The sequence below is a fragment of the Salinivibrio sp. KP-1 genome (genome assembly GCF_000968645.1).
Classification (GTDB): domain Bacteria; phylum Pseudomonadota; class Gammaproteobacteria; order Enterobacterales; family Vibrionaceae; genus Salinivibrio; species Salinivibrio siamensis.
Genome location: NZ_LAQR01000001.1, coordinates 185,558 through 205,714 on the forward strand (window position 1 = coordinate 185,558; position 20,157 = coordinate 205,714).

General features: G+C 50.5%; 16 protein-coding genes and 1 pseudogene. 7 read left to right on the forward strand and 10 right to left on the reverse strand.

Translation table 11 applies throughout. The features are described from left to right. The first annotated feature begins 96 nt into the window (after positions 1-96). Positions 97-1,275 (forward strand): amidase family protein, encoded by a 1,179-nt coding sequence (locus WN56_RS16515; RefSeq protein WP_082084402.1) that lies wholly within the window; start codon positions 97-99, stop codon positions 1,273-1,275. A gap of 335 nt (positions 1,276-1,610) precedes the next feature. Here the strand turns inward: WN56_RS16515 and WN56_RS00845 are convergent, their stop codons facing one another. Further along, positions 1,611-1,877, reverse strand: coding sequence for a TIGR03643 family protein (locus WN56_RS00845; protein WP_046073170.1), 267 nt, complete (start codon positions 1,875-1,877; stop codon positions 1,611-1,613). Between the two features lie 933 nt (positions 1,878-2,810). On the opposite strand from WN56_RS00845, the gene WN56_RS00850 reads away from it, so the two are divergent. Then, positions 2,811-4,550, forward strand: a complete 1,740-nt coding sequence (locus WN56_RS00850) for a methyl-accepting chemotaxis protein (protein WP_046073171.1) — start codon at positions 2,811-2,813, stop codon at positions 4,548-4,550. A gap of 112 nt (positions 4,551-4,662) precedes the next feature. Here WN56_RS00850 and WN56_RS00855 read toward each other — a convergent pair whose 3' ends face one another. The 4 genes from WN56_RS00855 to WN56_RS00870 form a co-directional block, all read right to left on the reverse strand. After that, on the reverse strand, positions 4,663-5,562 hold the full coding sequence (locus WN56_RS00855) for a DMT family transporter (protein WP_082084403.1): 900 nt from the start codon (positions 5,560-5,562) through the stop codon (positions 4,663-4,665). Positions 5,563-5,680: 118 nt separating this feature from the next. Continuing rightward, the gene (locus WN56_RS00860; RefSeq protein WP_231637371.1) at positions 5,681-6,166 is read right to left on the reverse strand and encodes a DUF2780 domain-containing protein; all 486 of its coding nucleotides are present in this window, start codon (positions 6,164-6,166) and stop codon (positions 5,681-5,683) included. Between the two features lie 100 nt (positions 6,167-6,266). Next, positions 6,267-7,871 carry an ABC-F family ATPase gene (locus WN56_RS00865; protein ID WP_077577774.1) on the reverse strand — a complete coding sequence of 535 codons (1,605 nt, stop codon included), beginning with the start codon at positions 7,869-7,871 and terminating at the stop codon, positions 6,267-6,269. A gap of 190 nt (positions 7,872-8,061) precedes the next feature. Next, entirely contained in the window at positions 8,062-9,549 is a 1,488-nt protein-coding gene (locus tag WN56_RS00870) for a carboxypeptidase M32 (protein WP_046073174.1), read from the reverse strand. 110 nt (positions 9,550-9,659) lie between these two features. On the opposite strand from WN56_RS00870, the gene WN56_RS00875 reads away from it, so the two are divergent. Further along, positions 9,660-10,238, forward strand: coding sequence for a gamma-glutamylcyclotransferase family protein (locus WN56_RS00875; RefSeq protein ID WP_046073175.1), 579 nt, complete (start codon positions 9,660-9,662; stop codon positions 10,236-10,238). A 79-nt stretch (positions 10,239-10,317) separates the two neighbouring features. Here WN56_RS00875 and WN56_RS00880 read toward each other — a convergent pair whose 3' ends face one another. Together WN56_RS00880 and WN56_RS00885 are read right to left on the reverse strand one after the other, a co-directional pair. Beyond that, the gene (locus WN56_RS00880) at positions 10,318-11,340 is read right to left on the reverse strand and encodes an OmpA family protein (RefSeq protein ID WP_046073176.1); all 1,023 of its coding nucleotides are present in this window, start codon (positions 11,338-11,340) and stop codon (positions 10,318-10,320) included. Positions 11,341-11,612: 272 nt separating this feature from the next. Further along, positions 11,613-12,314: a DUF2786 domain-containing protein gene (locus WN56_RS00885; protein WP_046073177.1), complete on the reverse strand. Its 702-nt coding sequence runs from the start codon at positions 12,312-12,314 to the stop codon at positions 11,613-11,615. 124 nt (positions 12,315-12,438) lie between these two features. On the opposite strand from WN56_RS00885, the gene WN56_RS00890 reads away from it, so the two are divergent. The 4 genes and pseudogenes from WN56_RS00890 to WN56_RS00905 all read left to right on the forward strand — a co-directional run bounded on the left by WN56_RS00890 (position 12,439) and on the right by WN56_RS00905 (position 17,201). Continuing rightward, positions 12,439-13,335, forward strand: coding sequence for a hypothetical protein (locus WN56_RS00890; RefSeq protein WP_046073178.1), 897 nt, complete (start codon positions 12,439-12,441; stop codon positions 13,333-13,335). A 103-nt stretch (positions 13,336-13,438) separates the two neighbouring features. Further along, positions 13,439-15,805 carry a DNA polymerase II gene (locus WN56_RS00895; protein WP_046073179.1) on the forward strand — a complete coding sequence of 789 codons (2,367 nt, stop codon included), beginning with the start codon at positions 13,439-13,441 and terminating at the stop codon, positions 15,803-15,805. 60 nt (positions 15,806-15,865) lie between these two features. Next, a complete protein-coding gene (locus tag WN56_RS00900) occupies positions 15,866-16,150 on the forward strand; it encodes a DUF1289 domain-containing protein (protein ID WP_046073180.1) in 285 nt (94 codons plus the stop codon). 88 nt (positions 16,151-16,238) lie between these two features. Then, positions 16,239-17,201: pseudogene (locus WN56_RS00905) on the forward strand (ion channel). 84 nt (positions 17,202-17,285) lie between these two features. On the opposite strand, the gene rplY reads toward WN56_RS00905, so the two are convergent. From rplY to WN56_RS00920, 3 genes are all read right to left on the reverse strand, one after another. Next, positions 17,286-17,567 carry a 50S ribosomal protein L25 gene (gene rplY / locus WN56_RS00910; protein WP_046073181.1) on the reverse strand — a complete coding sequence of 94 codons (282 nt, stop codon included), beginning with the start codon at positions 17,565-17,567 and terminating at the stop codon, positions 17,286-17,288. A 193-nt stretch (positions 17,568-17,760) separates the two neighbouring features. Next, positions 17,761-19,566, reverse strand: coding sequence for a DEAD/DEAH box helicase (locus WN56_RS00915; protein WP_046073182.1), 1,806 nt, complete (start codon positions 19,564-19,566; stop codon positions 17,761-17,763). A 61-nt stretch (positions 19,567-19,627) separates the two neighbouring features. Continuing rightward, entirely contained in the window at positions 19,628-20,089 is a 462-nt protein-coding gene (locus tag WN56_RS00920) for a GNAT family N-acetyltransferase (RefSeq protein WP_046073183.1), read from the reverse strand. Positions 20,090-20,157 lie beyond the last annotated feature (68 nt).

The window sequence follows — 20,157 nt, forward strand, 5'->3', positions numbered from 1 at the left end:
GTGGACACGCTCAAGATATCAGAGCGGAAAACCGTGAAATAGCGTCTGATTTCACGCACATGTATTACACTGTTCAATAAGTAATAAGCGTGACTGATGAGGCCTGTATACATGCTCGATCAAGCGATGTTTGCGCACCCGTTCGATCCACCACGTCAAGACAGCCTAAATGGGGTATTTCGGCGTTATAAACTGGCAGTGTCCCACTCGGTGTCTGTTGAGGAACATGTCGCTGGTATCGGGATCCCCTCATGGTCTGAGGGACGCACCGCCGCCAGCCAAGACGCTGCGGTTGTCAAAACTATGATGGCCCAGGGCGCCAGCTTGATTGGGCAGCTGCAAATGGATCCTTTAGGCTTCAGTATTACCGGTTTTAATCCGTTTTATGCGGAGCTTCGCAACCCTCACTTCCGCCAATACCGCGTCGGAGGGGCAAACGCAGGTATCGCAGTGGCGGTGGCAAAAAAACTGGCGGATTTGGGCATTGGTAACGATGCATTTGGCGGCGTACGGATCCCTGCTGCACACTGTGGACTGTTCGGATATCGTCCCACGCCAAGCCTTATCGATACCCAGGGGATCATCTCTGTCGCAGAAACCTTTGATAATGTGGGTGTGTGCAGCGCGGCGCTTGGCCCGCTAAGTCAGTTCCAAGAGCTGGTGGCCAAGCCGTCCTCCGCCGTGACGAATATCCAAGGCGTGGTCATCGCCGAAGCGGTTTTTGCGTTATTCTACAGTGATGAAGCGATGGCGCAGGTTTATCAGCATCTTGAGCATTTAAGCTTACCGCAAGAGTCGACGTTGACCATGAACAAACTGGTGCTGTCGCGGCTTGAAAATGCGCAGGTGTCAATTGCCAGCCAAGAATTTCTGTTGATGTACGGCGCATGGTTGAAACAGGCCAAGCTTGATTTGCCCACCTCAACGCAACAGTATTTAGACCGCTTACAAGCTGTCGCCTACAAAGCGCATTATCAGGCGAAGAAAACCCGCAAGCAGTTGAGAGATACCGTTTGTGCCATGTGGCCAAGTGATAAAGTATTACTGATCCCATCCACACCGGGCGCCATTTTACCTCGTGATGCGGATGCGTCAGACGGTGATGCGTTTAACTTATCCCAGCGACGACTCATGGCGCTGGCGGATGTATGTGGCTTACCCCAGCTCACTATCCCGTTATTTGAGCATCAAAACACACCTTATGGCGTGACATTATTGGCTCACCCTTTTAAAGATAAGTTATTGATGGAAGTAGCACGCCGTTGGCTCGATTAACCGTATGGATTGCACCTTTATCCGCCCAGCCGTCAAGAATTTTCTATAAAAAACCGTTTTTTGTGTTTAAAGTTCTGATAATAAAGTAAAAATTAAGTTTATCGTTCCGCGTTTACTATCAACAGAAACTGTGGATAACCGGTTGGATTAGTCGGTGTTTAACTTGGTAAATTATTGAAAATAAAGATTATAGTACGGACCTGTTGAGCTTGAGATGGGGTAGGTGAGTGTTACAAGAAAGTGACAAATTGGCTGTCACTTTGGTTTAACACCGCGTAGAGACTGTATTCACCCATATTCTGATGCGGTGATGCTGTCACTTATCGTCAACATGGTCACTTTTTGGCGGCTTTAAGCTTGTATTGTGTCTTGCAATGGCTACGCATCACGCTCTTTGAACGCAGGGCAGTGTGCTTGGTTTTGCGACCACGTGTACGCGCACGCCATACTTTGAAACTACGCGGTTTCAATTCACGTCGCATTAAAGCAATCACATCATCTTGGCGTAGCCCATAGAGTGCTTCAATCGCCTCAAACGGGGTCCTATCTTCCCACGCCATTTCAATAATCCGGTCTACGTCACCAGGTTCAGTCAGTCGCATAGTCTCCTCCTCGCATTGGACTAATAATTACGTATACGTTGAGCAACGCGGATCAATAAGTGGGGATGCCTAAACCCCTTATGACCCTTATTTTTTGGCTATTTAAAAATAAACAATAAATACAGCTAGTTAAGAAAGGCCATTTTAAACAAGGGTAACAGAGCATTTTTATCCTAATAGCCTGTTGTTCCGAGCTATTATTACGTTATTCTATTGTTCACTGCCGCACAGGCAGCTTAGAAAGTGCTCATCAGGTTATGACCAGTGCGCTGCTGGTTCACTGCCGCACAGGCAGCTTAGAAAGCACCGATATTCGTTCATGAACGCGCGCTTGTCACGGTTGAGGTTAATCGTTGGCGCCGATGTCGGAGGCGCGTAGTCCGCTTGGGTAATAGATGGCTGACATTGCACTGGCGCTTGTCCGACCTACGCATAGGCAGCTTAGAAACTGCGCCGTCTAATCCGGCGGTCAGCTTGATGGTTCACTGCCGCACAGGCAGCTTAGAAATGACCGACCAAGTAAATGCTAATCTCCGCCGTGTTCACTGCCGCATAGGCAGCGTAGGTGACACAAGCCCAGCACTATGTTGGATAGGGGACATTGCCAACGGGTGCGCGTCGGCCAGGTACCTATAACTCACATCATACTGGCGCTTGTCGACCTACGTGAACGTTAACGTCGGTGGTGCCATTGGCGATGCTGCCTGTCTGGCTTTTTCATTGAAATGACTAGTTTAATGTATCTCTGAGCCACTTAACTTTATGGCCCTACATTAATCGTTGCGTTTATTTCTATTGAGTAATCAAAAACTAATTGATAGCGAGACTTTTTCTGTCCAGCTTTTTTTAATTGATGGCGAGAATCTATTCTACGATCAAACGGTAGTGGCATTTTGGTCGATGTTGTCTGTTGTTGAGTGGCAGGAGTTGGATATGAACATCAATAACACCATGAAGTTAGTGTTCTTTATTATTGGGGCAGGGATTGTCGTTAGTTTTATAACTATTATTCAACTCAACGGCCTGATGAATAAAGTCGATGAAATGGCTCAGGTGCGATATGAATCGTACCAAACGGCCGATGAATTAAGGCAGAGCTCTGATGATTTAACCCGTTTGGGTAGAACGTATGTGGTGACGGGAGATGAAAAGTACGAAAAGATGTACATGGATATCCTCGCTATTCGCAACGGAGAGAAACCTCGCCCTGAAGATTATCACACCATTTATTGGGATTTAGTATTAGATTATGGGCAAAAGCCAAAACCTGATGGAGAGAAAATCGCGTTAAACCAGCGTATGCAGGCGCTTGGTTTTACGGAGAAAGAGTTTGATCTTCTTAAAAAAGCTCAGGCTAACTCTGATGGATTGGTGAATATGGAAGTGAAAGCCATGAATGCGGTCAAAGGGCTTTATCCGGACAGTAGCGGTAACTATACCGTTCGTGGCGAGCCAGATAGGCAAATGGCGATCGACTTGTTACACAGCCCGCAATATCACCAAGAAAAAGCAAAGATCATGAAGCCTATCGAGCGTTTTTTTGTGGCATTGGAAACACGAACCAATGCGCAATTTAATCAGGCGGCGGCTAGCGTGAAAAAAACCGTTCTCATTGGCAATATTTCGTTGGCCGTTGTGGTTGTGATTGCTGTACTGGGTTATGTGGTCACCAAGCGTAATGTTGTTAACCCCATTGATAGAATGGCATCTACCCTTAAAAGCGTTGATGACAACTCAGATCTAACGTTGCGTGTTGATGATAGCAAAAATAATGAAATTGGCACGATTGGTAGCACGGTAAATAAAGTTATCACTAGCTATTCGTCGACCATTGAAAAAATCAATACTGTTAACCATATGATTTCCCAGATCACAGATAGCTTGGTGAACATCACGGATAAAAACGCTAAGGTGTCGAGCCAGCAGAATCAGGAATTGGAAATGGCTGCGACCGCGATGGAAGAAATGACCTCTGCATTATCAACGGTCGCGGAAAATACGTCGATGGCGGAAAAATATGCGGGCAATACCGAGCAAGAAACTGGTTCGAGTAAAGAGGTGTTTGACAAAACAATGCTAGAATTCGGTAGCTTGGAAACGGAGTTCAAGAAAACCTCGGAAGTCATTCAAGAATTGGCTGATGAATCGACCAATGTTGGTAATGTTTTGGACGTGATTAAAGACATCGCTGAGCAAACAAACTTGTTGGCCCTTAATGCGGCTATTGAGGCGGCACGTGCAGGTGACCAAGGCCGCGGCTTTGCGGTGGTGGCGGATGAAGTTAGATCACTCGCACAGCGCACGCAAAAGTCGGCTGGCGAAATAGAGGAAATGATCGGTGGTCTGCAAGGTAAAGCCGAGCAGTCGACACAAACTATTCGTATCAATGCTGAAAAGATCTCATCCACACGTGAGAATATGACCACGGCGAACGACGCCTTGGGGACAATCAAAGAGTCGGCAATAGAAATACATCGTCTCAATACCTCGATTGCCTCAGCGACCGAAGAGCAGCTGTCTGTCAGTGACGAAATTTCTGGCAACTTATCGAATATAAAGAACTTGTCGAGTGACATGAATGAGGCGATCGAGCAATTAGGCCCGATTGTCTCTAACTTGAAAGAGAATGTTGACTCGCTCAGTGGCGCTATTCGACATATTCGCACGGAATAGCCGCACTTTGGGCTGCTTGCCTGGGGCAGGCAAGCAGCCATTCACCCCGAGGGAGCGGGTGTCTATTTAGAGCGCGCTCTCACGGTCATCTGATTTCTAAGCGGGCGCGAAACTAAACACTCGCGCGTCTTCTAAAGAGACGATGCCCCATTGCATTGAACAACGCGCCAGAGACAATTAGCCCCCCACCGATATATGTCCAGATCGAGGGCACTTCGTTAAATATCCATACCCCAATTAATGTCGAAAAGACGATTTGAATATAGGCGTAGGCAGAGGCTTGTCCCGCTTGTTGGGTTTGCATCGCTTTAGTTAAGCCGTATTGGCCAACTTGGGTAAAGACGCCGACTAACACCAACAGCAAGGTCAGTGACAGGCTGGGCAGTACAAAAGACGGCCACATCAGCACGGTGGAAACCGGTAAGGCGATCATGGGGAAATACAAGATGATCACTGAGCTGTCTTCGGTGCGACTGAGTTTGCGCACAATCACATAGGCAATCGAGCTGCCGAATGCGCCCATTAACGCCACTACCACGCTAAAGGTAGGAAGCGCATCGTCAATGGATGCATTGAGGTTAGGTTGCACCATAATATAGAGCCCGGTTAAACACAGGGCGATACACACTAACGTCGCCCCTTGTAAACGCTCTTTGAGCAGCACGAGCCCTAGGATGGCGGTAAATACTGGGTGGGTGTATTGCAACACGGTGGCTTCGGCGAGTGGCAGCGTCGTTACCGCATAATACACACACATTAATGCCATGGTTCCCAATACGCCGCGCAATAAAAGTAACGGTTTGTTGTTGCCCCAAGGTGATAGGCCTTTGCGTCTGACATCGGTATAACTGATGATTAGCGAGACCAAGGCTCGCGATGCCACAATCTCAAACACTGGGATGCCGTTGATGCTGACATATTTCACACAGGCCGACATGAGCGCGAACCCGAGTGCAGAGAGGAGCATATAGCGGATCCCGATGGGGATCGCAGAGAGAGAAAAGGTAGGCATAATCACACGGCGTTGAACAACAAGGCGGATATGATAACGCGTCTCGATGCTTTTTTCTTGCCGGTTTGTTAAATAAACACGCGACCCTCAAGGCCGCGTGTGGAAAGCGAGTGTGAGGTTAGGGCCAAAGTTGGGTAAGGGAACTGAGCAACCCTTGACTGGCACCTTGTTGCCCAAGGTACTCAAGCACAATGGGCACAAATTGTTGAAGCGTTGCAGGGTCAATCCCGAGCTGCTGTGTGACGTCGTATAATGCACTGATGGAGCCAATGCCGCTGCTGACGCCTGAACCGCCAAGTAGCGAAGACAGTGATGTTAAATCGGGGCGGAGATTGGCAAGCTCTTGTTGGTTGTTACCGGTGAGGTTATTAGCTGCCATCGCTAACAATGCACTGGCGCCGCCGGCGGCTTGCGTTGAGCTTACATCCACTTGGTCGGTAATCGACTGGACAAGGGGAGATTGGCTGGCCTGGTCATCCGCGAATTGCGTCGCCATTTGCGTCATCACATCGGTCGTTTTATCGCCTTGGCCGAACAGTGCGTAGCTTGGTGTTGCGAAAATAAGACTTGAGAGCGTCAGAAAGGTCGCCGCGTATTTCATCATGATCATCCATTAAGCAGAAAAGAGAACCGTGATCTAGGTATAGCGAGGATCGCCGCTGAAATAAAGCACCTCAGCGGCAAAGTGTTGGCGAGTCTCAGCGTTAAGCCACGGCACGCACTTTTTCTAAATGGGCGAGGTACTCATCGTAACTGCCATTAAAGTGGATCAATTGCTGATCTTTTATCTCAATAATGTCGGTGGCCAGTGAGGAAACAAATTCACGGTCGTGGCTGACAAAAATTAAGGTGCCAGGGAATTGCTCTAGCCCTTTGTTGAGAGATTCGATGGCTTCCATATCCATGTGGTTAGTCGGCTCATCCATCACAATCACATTGATATCTTGCATCATCAATTTGCCAAACATCAGGCGGTTTTTCTCGCCCCCTGAACAGCTTTTGGCTTTTTTATTCACATCATCAGCCGAAAACAGTAATCGGCCTAAAATGCCACGAACCATCAAATCATCGTGCTTGGCCGTACGCCACTGCGACATCCACTCAAACACGGTGAGATCGTTATCAAACTCAGCGCTGTTATCTTGCGCACAGTAACCAATGGATGCGTTCTCTGACCATTTGATCGTGCCCTCGCTTTGCGCAAGCTCACCGACCAAACAGCGTAGCAGCGTTGATTTACCCACCCCGTTTTCGCCAATAATGGCGAGACGCGAGCCGGCTTCCAGTAAGAAGTGGCCACCGCGGAACAGGGGAGAATCGTCAAAGGCATGGCCTACCTCGCGCAATTCGACCGCTTGACGATGCAGCTTTTTACTTTCCGTAAATTGGATATACGGGTGCACGCGACTGGATGCTTTGACTTCATCAAGTTGGATTTTTTCCATGCGTTTCGCGCGAGAGCTGGCCTGTTTGGCTTTGGAGGCATTGGCCCCAAAACGGTTCACAAAGTCTTGCAGCTCACTCAGTTCGGCTTCTTTTTTGGCATTGCTGGCCAGTAATTGCTCGCGTGCCAAGCTAGATGCTGCGACAAAGTCATCGTAGTTGCCGGGGTAAACACGAAGCTCACCAAAATCGATATCGGCCATGTGTGTGCACGTGGCGTTAAGGAAATGACGATCGTGAGAAATGATAATCATGGTGCACTGGCGCTGCTGAAGCTCACCGGCCAACCAGTTGATGGTGTGAATATCCAAGTTGTTGGTCGGCTCATCCAACAGCAAAATATCAGGGTTGGCGAACAGCGCTTGCGCGAGCAGCACGCGTAGCTTCCAGCCCGGTGCGACTTGCGACATCAAGCCAAAATGCAGCTCTTCGGCAATACCCGCTTGTAGCAGAATGTCGCCCGCGCGGCTCTCGGCGGTGTAACCGTCCATTTCGGCGAACTGGCTTTCTAGTTCAGCCACGGCCATACCGTCTTCTTCGCTCATTTCCGGCAGAGAATAAATGCGCTCTCGCTCTTGCTTGATTTCCCACAGCTTGCGGTCACCCATCATCACCGTATCAATCACTGAATACTGCTCATAGGCAAATTGGTCCTGGCTGAGCTCGCCCAAGGTTTGTCCTGGGGTGACGGACACATTGCCTGCGGTAGGCGTGAGGGCACCACTCATGATTTTCATCAGGGTTGATTTGCCACAACCATTGGCACCGATTAACCCGTAGCGGTTTCCGTTACCAAATTTGGCAGAGATGTTTTCGAATAGCGGCTCGGCACCAAATTGCATGGTGATATTGGCGATTGAAATCAAAAGAGTTTCCTAGCGACTGTACTCAACCAAGGCCCGTATCGTTTATGACAAGCGATAAATTCACGGCCCAGCGAGGAGGGTGTAAAGATAAATATGACTGAGCGCGCATTGTACAGAAATGTGATGGAATTAACAGATTAACCTGAAGAAACCCAAGCCAGCTGGGCTGGCGTGGGGAATGTAGAGAGGCTTACAAATACCGCCCTTGAATGTAGTCGCGAAAGTGGGCGGGGTTAAGGGCTTCGCCGGTGGCGTCTTTGAGTAGGTTATCGGTTGAGGTGGTGCTGGCGCGTTGCCAGATATGTTGGGACAGCCAATCAAAAATCGGTGACAGATTGCCGCTGGCGATAATGCCATCCACGTCCAACTGCTGGCGCATCGCTTGCATCAATTGTGCGGCATAGAGGGCCCCCAGCGTATAGGTTGGGAAGTAGCCAAAGCTGCCATCGGTCCAGTGGATATCTTGCATGCAGCCGTTTTTGAAATTCCCGGCGGTGCTGAGGCCAAGGTATTGCTGCATTGCGTTGTCCCAGCGCTCAGGGATATGCTCGACCTCCATCTTGCCACTGATCAGATCGCGTTCAATGTCATAGCGCAGCATAATGTGCGCGGGGTAGGTGACCTCGTCGGCGTCGACGCGGATATAGCCAGGTGATACCTGAGTGAGCACGCGGTGGAGGTTTTCGACCTGAAACGCGGGATCGTCTTGGCGGTTAAAGGCCTGCTTGGCTTGCTGACAGATTAATGTTGCGAAGGGTTCGCTGCGGGCGAGCTGCATTTCAAAAAATAGGCTTTGACTTTCGTGTACGCCCATTGAGCGTGCTTGGCCAACCGGTAAACCGGCTAGGTCTTTAGGTAGTCCTTGCTCATAACGCGCATGGCCGGTTTCATGAATCACACCCATCAAGGCGGAGGTAAAATCTTGCTCATCATAGCGGGTGGTAATCCGTATATCGGAGGGCACGCCGCCGCAGAATGGGTGGGTGCTGACATCAAGGCGACCATGGGCAAAACTAAACCCAAGCTGCTTCATGATTTGCTCACCTAGGGCTTTTTGTTGCGCTTGCGGGAAGGGGCCATTAGGCGTGATGGCTGGCTGCTTGGCTTGCTTGTCGACCACGGCTTGGATAGTTTCCGGCAGCCATTGTTTGAGTGCACCAAACACTTCATCAATACGCTCTGCCGTCATCCCCGGCTCATACAAATCAAGCAGCGCATCATAAGGCGAGCAAAGCTTTTGATCGGCACGAATATGAGCTTCTTCACGCGCGAGCGCAACCACCTCTTTCAAGTTTTTGGCGAAGCCTTGCCAATCGTTGTCTTGGCGCTGCTGGCGCCAAGCATGCTCGCATTTAGCCCCAGCCAAAGACTTCGCTTTGACCAAGGTGTCGGGTAACACGCTGGCCTGCTGCCACTCGCGCTTCATCTCTTCTAGACTGACGTTTTGCGTCGTCGTCAGTGACGAGGATTTTGCGTCCACATCTGCAAACCAATCACCCAGCTCGGGTTGTGTCTGTTGGTGATGACAATACAGCGCGAGCTCTGCCATGGCTTCGGCGCGAGCCTTGTTGCCGCCTTCTGGCATCATGGTTGCTTGATCCCAACCGCAGATTGCGGCAAGGTGCTGAAAATGCGAAAGGCGCTTAAAATGTGCTTCCAGCTTATCGAGTGGTTCCATTATCACTTCCTTGTTGACAACATTGCCGGATATTCTGGCAATTTCAGTGAGAAAAGCAAGGCAGCGCCTCTGGTTCTGCCAGCGAATGCAATAAAGGAGTTTGTAACGTCATGTATCTATTTGGGTACGGGAGTTTGATGAATCCAGCCTCACGGGCGCTGACAGGCGACTCAGGGTGGGCCTGTCCGGTGACTGTCAGTGGACTTAGCCGCCACTGGAGCAATGTGAGTGAGGCATTTATCTCACCGCTGGTGGTGCTTGAAGGGGAGGGTGAATGCAACGGGGTATTGGTAAACATTGACCCAGGATCACTGCCCGATTTTGATCGGCGCGAAGCGGGTTATCAGCGTTTACAGTTAGCCGAATCAAACATTGTTTTGCCCGAAGACGTTATCCTGGATGGTCCCGTGTATGTATACGTTGCTGATGCACGGCGTGCCCCAGATGCAGATAAGCCGATTGCGCAATCCTATGTGGATACGGTAATGGCAGGGTGTTTGCGCTATTCGACGGACTTTGCTCGCGCCTTTTTAACCACCACTCAGGGATGGGAAGGCGCTTATCATAACGATCGCTCAGCGCCAAGATACCCGCGGGTGGCGGGCGTGAGTGATCAAGACAGAATCGAAATAGACCGTTTGATGCAGAACCATTTACAAGGTGTTGTCGCGCCCTCCGTCAATTTTTAATCTCGCGAGCACAATAAAACAGGCCACCGCTCAAACGGTGGCCTGTTGGGCGTTTAAGTCATTTTAAGCGCGGGTGGCGTTAATTGACTTCCACGTACACGATCTCGGGCGAGGTAACCTCAACGCGGCGGTTTTGTGCGCGTCCTTCCGGCGTGTTGTTACTGGCGATGGGATCGGCTTCGCCTTTGCCTTCGACGGTGAGGCGGCTCGCATCGATACCCGCATCCAAGAACACATCGGCCACCGCTTGCGCGCGCTCAACAGACAGCTTCTGGTTATAAGCCGCAGGGCCTTTGCTATCCGTGTGACCCACAATCGTCGCGGTGGCTTCTTCGTGGCGAAGCAAGCGATCAACTAAGGGCTGTAACGATGCCGCTGCTTGTTCAGAGAGTGTGGCTTTATCAAAACCAAACATTTCGGTTTCGCCGGCTTCCGAGAGCACTATTGATTGTGGTTCAGCCACGGGTTGTGGCTCTGGTGCAGGCTCTGGCTCTTCCATCACTGGCTCTTCAACCATCGGCTCTGGCATTGGCTCGTGGTTAGTGCGTCCAAAGTGATACGTCATACCGACAGTGACCAAATTGTTATCGACGCTTGAGAAGTAGCCATCATCCATATCGTTGATGTGCTGATATTCAAGGCGAACGTTAAGTTTTTCAGTCGCTTGGTGATCGACACCTAACGCCCCCATCAGTGACACATCATCACGATCGCCGGCGTTGCTATTAAAGTCCCACATGGCGCCACCAAGCTTACCGTAAAGCGCCGTATCAGGTTTGAAGTGATAAGAAAACTTGGGCGCAAGTGTCAACGCAGTCAGATCGCCCGAGGCGCCAACAGTGGTACCTGATTGGTCAAATGCGGTATCAAAGCGGCCTAAGTAATCATAGGTGCCTTCGAGCGCAAACCAATCGTTGAAATCATACCCGGTGATTATCCCCGCGCCGAGCTCTGAATCTCCGCAATCGGTGTCAGTCACACAGCTATCTTCTAAAAACGAAGGACCAATGCGGCCACCCATATATAGGCCACTGTCTTGCTGTGCATAGGCGGTAGGTGCCACCGCGATTAATAACCCTAGGCTTGTCACTATTTTTTTCATGCCACTGTCTCCTCAGTAAGGATATGAAGAATTATTTTACGCATTTGCTGCTTGTTATAGGCTCACATTAGCTCATAGCAACTGGACTGCCAGCGGGCAGCGCCAATAGCCATTGATAACGTGACACTGATCCTAGGCTAGACGCCAGCGCAGTGTAACTCAACCGGAGAAAAGGGATTTAACCTTGATTTGACGAGGTTTAACACAGGTGTCTTATCGATGGGAAAGTGTTGACACAGGCCGGACATAAGCCGGCCTGTCACTCCACAAGATTATGACTTGCGGGTTCCCGTCAGACGCTTTTGAGGGCCTTGACCACTTACGGGACGACTGACTGAGATTTCACGGCCCTTTTTCATTCCACGCTCGTAATCATCGGTCATGGCCGCCATGGCTTCTTTCAGTTGCTGCTTAAAGGTCTCGCGGTCAATATTGGCGAACTCTTTATCGATATAGCTTTTGATTTTGTCGTCGCTATCACGCGCGTCAAGCTGAGGAAGTTTATCGAGCGCGCCCTCAAGCCAGCCTGTGGTAAATGACTGTACGCGCCGCGTCACCTCTTGCGTACTGGTGCCAGTGCCTGCAAAGCTATTGCGAAACTGGCCGATATGTTCATTCATATCACGATAGACCACATCGAAGGCAAAGGCCGCAAAGATGGCACGGTCTGCATCACCAATAAACTCGGCCTGCTTTAGCCCCTTGTGATTGACGAGCACACACTCCACCCCAAACCGGCTATTGATACCGCGAATGATTTTTAAGATCGATTGGCCAATTGAAGCGGGTAATAGCTTTTCTGAGCGCGTTTTGCCCATGCTGATGAAGTCAATGTCGTCCTGGTCGAGACCATGCTTACGCATCAGCCGCTCGGCCATTTTGATCGCCTGCGCTGCCTCATTCACATTGGCGGAATTGCTGAGCTCGAGACACTTAGCAATTTTTTTGAGCGCTTTGCTTTTCGGATCTGACATGCATACTTCCCGGAAACGAACAAACGCGTATTGTATCGCGTCCGCAAGAGACAACAAAGGGTTGAAAGAATGGGTGGCTGCGTTCGGTCTTGTTGAAAGAATCAGTAATAAGGTATGAGGACGAATGAAAAGAGCGAATCGTGTCATTGGCGCGTTAGTGGTGGTTGTGGTTGCGGTGATCAATGCCGAGGTGGGCCGCCGTGTGATTAATCAATGGATTGATCCGGCCAGTTACATTGGCCTTTGGTTGTTATCTGCCGCCGTCATGGCGTTGGTAGGGCAGCGATTTTCTCCGCTAAAGGACGTGGCCAACCGTTGGCAAGGGGAAGCTCTCGCCTCGCGTCAAATGCCGCCTTTTACCACATGGCGCCTTGCAGGCTTGCTTTTCCTGGCGGTGACCAGCGCGGTATTCGCCTGCCGATTACTTGATATCGCCACCTTGGGATTGGTCGTGGTGGCGAGTGTGCAAGGTGTCTTGGGGCTGGTATCCCGTTCAACGCATCAACATTGGTTGTGGATGGGGTTAATGTTGATTTTCGCAGGACTGGGATATTTACTCGCGCCGGGCATGTATGCCCCCAGTCCGTTAGGCATGGTGCTAGGGCTGATTAGTGGTGCTGCATGGGCGAGTTTTTGGCTGCAAGTGACCCAAGGTGCTCATCAAGCCGACGTTATCGTGGCGACCAGTTTACGGATGAGTTTATTGTTGGTGTTGCCCCTAATCATCTTTACCTTACCCAATGGTTTTCTTTCGCTGCGCGGTGTTGGGTTTGCTGTCCTTGCTGGTGCATTGTTTGTGTTCGCTGCTGGGGTATTTTGGCGCATGATGGCGTCAACCCAGAGATTGTTGGCACAACAGCTCATTTGGGTGGCCGTCTTGCTCGCCTTAATGGGTCTGGTGGCTTGGGATCAAAGTAGCATGATGAATATGCGACTCACTAGCGCGGCTGTGGTCGTGGTGGTTGGGGTAGTTGTCATTGGCGTTGCCGGGCGCGCTGAGGATCCCGACCAACTTACTTAGGGCTGTTTATCTATACAGTGGTTGGTGGGGTTTGTTACACTGAACGCATGACCTACACAATGCAACCGTGATAACGCCTGTGCCCTCACTCTCTTCGTCCTACATGCAGCAAGGCTTCGTGATCACGCGCCAACAGCGTGATCGCGGCCAAACCACGTCGATTGTACTGTGGCTATCGACGCCAGATGGTCCCGTAAAGCTGTGTATTGATGATCAGCAAAGCGTGTTTTTTGTGCCTCAAGAAGAAAAAGCGCGAGTGGATGCTTTACTCCCATCGGTTGATCCTCACGCTTACTGTAAAGCGGTGTCATTATCCACCTTTCAACACACCCCCGTGGCGGCTTGTTATTTCAGTAGTGTGAAGCGCGCGCAAGAGGGACAGAGGGTGATAAGCGGGGCGGCTATTCCTTTGTATGAAGGGGATATTAGGCTCGCCGACCGCTATTTAATGGAGCGGTACATTTGTGGCAGCTTGTTGTTCACCGGTCAAGCACGTCAACGTCAAGGTTACCTAGAGGTGACGCAAGGCAAAGCGAAACAAGCAGACTACACCCCCGCATTGCATCATGTGTCTTTGGATATTGAATGCTCACAAAAAGGGCAACTTTATTCAGTGGGGCTCGCGAGTGAAAAAGACAGCCGAGTGATCATGGTGGGCAGCCCGCAAGACAATGCCCCTGATTGGATAGAGTGGGTCGATGACGAAGAAGCATTACTGAGCGCGCTAGAAAGATGGTTTGCCTATTACGATCCTGACGTTGTGGTGGGTTGGAATGTGATTGATTTTGACTTTCGCTTGCTTGTGAAGCGCGCCCACATCTATCAACGTGATCTACGTCTTGGGCGCGGCGGAGAGCGAGCTTATTGGCGGGATGGGGGGAGCAATAAACCTGGCTTTATCAGTTTGTCGGGGCGGGTGGTGATTGATGGTATCGACGCACTAAAAACCGCGACTTATGGGTTTCGTTCATGGGCGCTAGAGGCGGTTGCACAAACGTTATTGGGAGAGGGAAAAGCGATTGATAATCCCCATGATCGCATGGCCTCCATCAATCGCATGTTTCATCACGACAAAGTCGCACTGGCCACCTACAACTTACAAGACTGTGTTTTAGTCAACCGTATATTTGATCACACCCATTTACTCGACTTTCTCATTGAACGATCGCGGTTAACCGGGGTGGAGCTTGACCGTGTAGGGGGCTCGGTAGCGGCCTTTACCAACTTGTTTTTACCACGCCTGCACCGATCGGGATATGTGGCGCCTAACCTTGCCAGTGAAGGGTGGATAGCAAGCCCCGGCGGTTATGTGATGGACTCAAAGCCTGGGTTGTACCACTCGGTGTTGGTCTTGGACTTCAAATCGCTGTATCCCTCTATTATCCGCACCTTCCTTATCGATCCCTTGGGGCTTATCGAAGGACGTAGAGCGCAAGAGGCAGGGCAGGACGCGGACACGGTGCCAGGCTTTCGAGGCGGCGTCTTTCATCGTGAAAAACATTACCTCCCCGCCTTGATTGATGATTTGTGGCAAGCTCGCGACCGAGCAAAAAAAGCCGGTGAAAAAGCCTTTTCACAAGCGATAAAAATCATAATGAATTCCTTTTATGGGGTGCTGGGCTCACAAGGGTGTCGGTTTTTTGATCATCGTTTGGCATCGTCGATTACCATGCGTGGCCATGAAATCATGAAAACCACCCGTGAATTGATTGAGGCGCAGGGCTTTGAGGTCATATATGGCGATACGGACTCGACGTTTGTGTCCTTGGGCGGTGAGCAATCGAGCGAACAAGCGGACCGTATTGGTCAGCAATTAGTGAGTGAAATCAATCGGTGGTGGCAAAGCCATTTACGCGACACATATGGATTAGACTCGGCCTTAGAAATCGAATACGAAACCCATTACCAACGCTTTCTCATGCCCACCATTCGGGGTCAAGAAACGGGTAGTAAAAAGCGCTACGCCGGCCGCGTAGTAGACAGACAGTCTGGCGAGGCAACACTGGTGTTTAAGGGGTTAGAAACCGTTCGTACCGATTGGACCCCGTTGGCACAAACCTTCCAAAAACAGTTGTACCAACGTGTGTTTGATGGTGACGAAGTAGACGGGTTTATTCGCGACATCGTAGAGCGTACCAACCAGGGTGAGCATGACGATGCATTGGTCTATCGCAAACGGCTGCGCCGACCATTGGCAGAGTATCAAAAAAATGTGCCACCGCACGTGCGCGCGGCGCGGATGGCAGAAAGTGAAAACCGTAAACTTGGGCGTCCCGAGCAATACCAGCGGGGTGGCTGGATAGAATACGTGATCACGGTAAATGGCCCGGAACCCTGCGATTATTTGCGTAGCCCGATTGATTACCATCATTATATTGATAAACAGTTAAAACCGATTGCTGACGGCATTTTGCCCTTTATCGGCAAAGAGTTTGATACGTTGGCGCTGCCGCAACTGGGGTTGTTTTAATCTAAATTTGCAATTTCGTTGCCCACCCGCTTGAATGAAAGAATCAGCAGGGAGGTCGACGTGGAACAGCTCGATTTTTTCGAGGTGCCGAACCCGTGTAAAGGCATCTGTCAGGTCAACAACAAAGGCTATTGCAAAGGATGCTTTCGCAGCCGCGACGAGCGTGTTCACTGGTATGCGTTTACCAACGAGCAAAAACGCAATGTCGTCCGCCTTTGCCATCAGCGCTACCTGCGCATCTTGCGCGCGAAAAGAAAACAGGCGCAAGACGCGGCTTTAGACGCAGAGCCCCTGCCTTACCAACCTTCTTTGTTCGATGAACTAAACGACGACTCCTCGTCTTAGTTATTTGTTTTCCCTCTCCCTTGATTGAACGGCATGTTCGCTGGCGAGTTGGCACGTCCTTTCTAAAATAGAAATAGGAGGGCGAGCGATGAGCGGTAAAGTATGTGGGTTTAAAGCGCGTAATGGGTGGCAATGTGATCAGCAAGCGGGTGAGTCCGGTCTTTGCTAGTGGCATGATCCTAACATTGACAAGCGACACCATGACGTAAAAGCGGATGTAGAAGCGTGGGCAGCTTCGGGCCGGCCACTGGATGGTTTTCAGCTGGCGCGCACCAACTTGACTGACATTCATTTGGTCAATCGTGGTAACAAGCAAGGTTACTCGTGCCAAGGTGCGGATTTTTATCGTGCGAATTTAACCGAAGCGCATTGCTTTGGCCTGGACTTACGCAATGCATCCCTGATGAAAGCCAATTTACTGCGCGCCAACCTTAATTGTACCCGTCTCGATGGTAGCAATTTATTGGGGGCGGATATGGCGCGCACGGGGCTCGAAAATGTCGATTGGGGAGCGCAACTTAAGCAAGAGCGGTTGGCTTTTTTGGAAAAGGATCCGTCTCGGCGTCAATCTTTGTTCCAGGAATCGGAAGAGGTATGCCGCAACATCCGCAAACAATGTGAAAAACAAGGGCTGTTTGATGTAGCGGGATATTTTTTCAAAAAGGAAATGCGGTTTCGCCGTTATCAGATGCCGAAGCTCGGCTTTCAGCGCGCACTATCGAAGACGGTCGATTTGTTTTGTGGTTACGGTGAGGATCCGTTACGGGTAGTGATTTTTTCCGTATTAGTGATTGCGTCTTGTGCGCTGGCGTATTTTGCGCTGGGTACCACACAAGCCAACCCGATTTATCCGGATCTGACTGGCGTCGAAGCCCGCTTTTATGAGTTGCTGAATGCGCTGTATTTCAGTGTGGTGACCTTTACCACCCTAGGATATGGCGATATTACACCGTCTGGCTTTGCTCGCTTTATTGCTGCTTTTGAGGCATTTCTGGGGAGCTTTACCATGGCGCTCTTTGTGGTGGTGTTCGTGAAGAAGATGACGAGGTAGGGAAGGAAAAGCAGAGGAAGAACTCACAATGAAAAAGGCGCCGCGAAGGCGCCTTCTCTCATCTCATCATGATCGCAAATGCGATTAGATGCGGATGAAGTCCATGTGCTCAACTTTTGGCTTGAACGCGTGGCGCTGGATGTCTTGTGGCTTAACTTTTACTTCTTGGCCATCGATAACCAGGATGATGCCTTCGTAGAACTCAGGCTTGTCCATTTGGTTAACAACCACTGGGTGGTCAAGTGCGATTGATACAGGCTCTTGGTTGCCACCGTAAACGATCGCAGGGAATTTCTTCTGATGACGTAGGCGGCGGCTCGCACCTTTACCCTTTTCTGTACGTACTTCAGCTTCGAACTTAAACATAATTAATAACTCTCTTTAGAGTGAAAACACAGTACTGAGCGTAGCGACCTAACTCAGTACCCAAAAACGAGCGCGGATATTAGCACTGCTTGACCACTAAAACAAGCTTTATAGGCGGGATTCATCACCGCCCAAGCCGCCCACACGGTGCCTTTTGCTCGTGGAGGCGTCTTTGAATGGACCCTTAGTGCTTTCAACTCGCGTCGGATTCTGCGAAGGCTTGCCCTCGGCTTTGCGCTAACATGGCCGTTAGCCTGTCTTGGCCAATAAAGCGCTCCACATCAAAGATTTTCTGACGCAGATGCCAGAATCGGCCTTGTTTACGTGCAATCACAAAGTCGGGCGGACGAAATCGGTGCTGTGACGCGGCCACTTTGGTCGGGGCGGTGGCGTCGAAGGGGCGGTGCCGATCGACCAGGTGTGGTCGGACAAATCGTGCCAGGAAGTCTTGTTTTTGTTTTTTGCTGGCCAGCGGCCACACCTCGTGTAAATCGTTGCCCTCGTGGGTGTGATAGGTCACTTTAAGTTGTGGTTTTTGATAGCGGTTTTTGCCCGCGGTGAGGGTCATGTCGGTGCATGCGACCACGAGTGCATCCTTGAGCTTGAGTGCTTCACGGAGTGTTTTGTCTGGATCAATTAAGGGGGCGTCACATTGGTGACAGCGACGTGCGGCAATATCGTTATCGGCGCCACACTCATCGCAAAACTTGGCGCGAAAGCGGTAACCACAGATCTCGCGTTCGCCATCTTCATCCTCAAAATAGCCTTGGCACTGGCGGCCATAGTGTTCAATCAAAAAGCCATTGTCGTCCAGTTTTCCCCAAAAGCTGTTATTAAACCCGCATGCGGGGCAGGGAATCGTCACCAGCTCGCTGTCACTATCAGGTTTGGGCATGCCTATTTCTGGTTGGTACAAGTCGTAGACATTCCCGGCGTAGTCGAGAATCAAACAATCTTGCTTTCCTGGCGCGAGGCGAAGACCACGCCCGGCAATTTGTTGATAGAGACTGACCGATTCCGTGGGGCGTAAAATCGCGATCAAGTCCACATGAGGCGCATCAAAGCCGGTCGTGAGTACCGATACGTTCACTAAGTATTTGAGCGCTTTTTGTTTGAAAGCACTGATCAAGCGATCTCGCTCGATACCAGGCGTGTCACCCACGATCAACGCGGCGGAACCGTCCGGCAAATAAGAGAGAACTTCCTGCGCATGATTGACCGTGGCGGCAAAGATCATCACCCCTTGGCGTTCTTGTGCATATGCAATAATTTGTTCGACAATTTGCGGTGTCGCGCGAGGGGCATTGGCAACCACCTTCTCGAGATCCGCTTCCCGATAATAACCGTTCGCGGTGCGTGATACTTGGGAAAAGTCATAGCTAAGTAGCGGTGCATCCAGAACATGGGCAGGGGTAAGGAAGCCTTCATCAAGTAAGTGACTAATCGGCAGCTCAAAAACACAGTCACGGAAAAACCGGGAAGCAGTCGTGCGCACTTTGCCACTGGTATGGTATTGATAAATCCAGCCTTGTCCGAGTCGATAAGGGGTGGCAGTGAGTCCCAACACTTTGAGGCCAGGGTTGACCGTTTGCAGATGCGCAATGACGCGGCGATAACTACTGTCTTGGTTGTCAGGAACACGGTGACACTCATCTATCACCAGTAAGGAAAACTGGTCTGCAAAGGCATCCAAGTTTCTTACCACTGACTGAACTGACGCAAAAACCACTTTGTCGTCAGAGTCTTTGCGGCCGAGTCCAGCGGAAAAGATCCCGCCCGTTAATCCATAGCCTTCATATTTGGCATGGTTTTGCTCGACAAGTTCTTTCACATGAGCGAGCACCAGTACTCGACCTTTGGCGATACGTGCGAGCTCTGCGATCACCAAACTTTTTCCCGCACCGGTCGGTAACACGGCGACAGCAGGAGACGTATGGCGGCGAAAATAATGCAGCACGGCTTTAACCGCGTCAGATTGATAGGGGCGTAGGGTATACATAACGAAAAAACGGCCTAAGTGAGGCCGTTTAGTTTACTGACTTGTGACGTCAGGTACAGAATTAAAGTCGTTTAGTCATAATACAGTGCTGGCGGCGAGGCTGGTAATCGAACTGCTCATAGAAAAGTCGAGCGCCTTTGTTGCCAATATTGACCTCAAGGATGACGGCCACACACTCTTTTTCTTTGGCTCGCGCTTCAACGTGTGGGATCACTTGCGACCCCACGCCTTGCCGTCGCCATCTTTGTTGGATAAAGAATTGGTCTATCACACCGACGCTACCGCCGTTTTCCACGCTGAAGCTGTAAGCGACGACTAAAAAGCCAATCGTTTCGGTTTCTCCCTCATGCTCAACATCAATCAGAAAAACATCACCACGCTCGGGTTGTGAGAGCAAGGTGTTGAAAGTGGCCGCGACGGGAGTACGATCAAAGGGCAGCGCTTCGTGGTCGTGCTGTTCGTGTGACAGCGTCAATAAGGTTTCAAAGGCATCGGCGTCGGGGCGGCGAAGAGAGACAATCATGGTGTTTCCTTCTTTATCACTGATTGGTCAAGACGACCGTATCATACTCGCCAAATTGGCATGCTCAA

Excerpts from the sequence above, each read along its gene's own strand:
- WN56_RS16515 (WP_082084402.1), top strand. The coding sequence starts at position 97 with ATGAGGCCTGTATACATGCTCGATCAAGCGATGTTTGCGCACCCGTTC.
- WN56_RS00845 (WP_046073170.1), bottom strand. The coding sequence starts at position 1,877 with ATGCGACTGACTGAACCTGGTGACGTAGACCGGATTATTGAAATGGCG.
- WN56_RS00850 (WP_046073171.1), top strand. The coding sequence starts at position 2,811 with ATGAACATCAATAACACCATGAAGTTAGTGTTCTTTATTATTGGGGCA.
- WN56_RS00855 (WP_082084403.1), bottom strand. The coding sequence starts at position 5,562 with ATGCCTACCTTTTCTCTCTCTGCGATCCCCATCGGGATCCGCTATATG.
- WN56_RS00860 (WP_231637371.1), bottom strand. The coding sequence starts at position 6,166 with ATGATGAAATACGCGGCGACCTTTCTGACGCTCTCAAGTCTTATTTTC.
- WN56_RS00870 (WP_046073174.1), bottom strand. The coding sequence starts at position 9,549 with ATGGAACCACTCGATAAGCTGGAAGCACATTTTAAGCGCCTTTCGCAT.
- WN56_RS00875 (WP_046073175.1), top strand. The coding sequence starts at position 9,660 with ATGTATCTATTTGGGTACGGGAGTTTGATGAATCCAGCCTCACGGGCG.
- WN56_RS00880 (WP_046073176.1), bottom strand. The coding sequence starts at position 11,340 with ATGAAAAAAATAGTGACAAGCCTAGGGTTATTAATCGCGGTGGCACCT.
- WN56_RS00885 (WP_046073177.1), bottom strand. The coding sequence starts at position 12,314 with ATGTCAGATCCGAAAAGCAAAGCGCTCAAAAAAATTGCTAAGTGTCTC.
- WN56_RS00890 (WP_046073178.1), top strand. The coding sequence starts at position 12,439 with ATGAAAAGAGCGAATCGTGTCATTGGCGCGTTAGTGGTGGTTGTGGTT.
- WN56_RS00895 (WP_046073179.1), top strand. The coding sequence starts at position 13,439 with ATGCAGCAAGGCTTCGTGATCACGCGCCAACAGCGTGATCGCGGCCAA.
- rplY (WP_046073181.1), bottom strand. The coding sequence starts at position 17,567 with ATGTTTAAGTTCGAAGCTGAAGTACGTACAGAAAAGGGTAAAGGTGCG.
- WN56_RS00915 (WP_046073182.1), bottom strand. The coding sequence starts at position 19,566 with ATGTATACCCTACGCCCCTATCAATCTGACGCGGTTAAAGCCGTGCTG.
- WN56_RS00920 (WP_046073183.1), bottom strand. The coding sequence starts at position 20,089 with ATGATTGTCTCTCTTCGCCGCCCCGACGCCGATGCCTTTGAAACCTTA.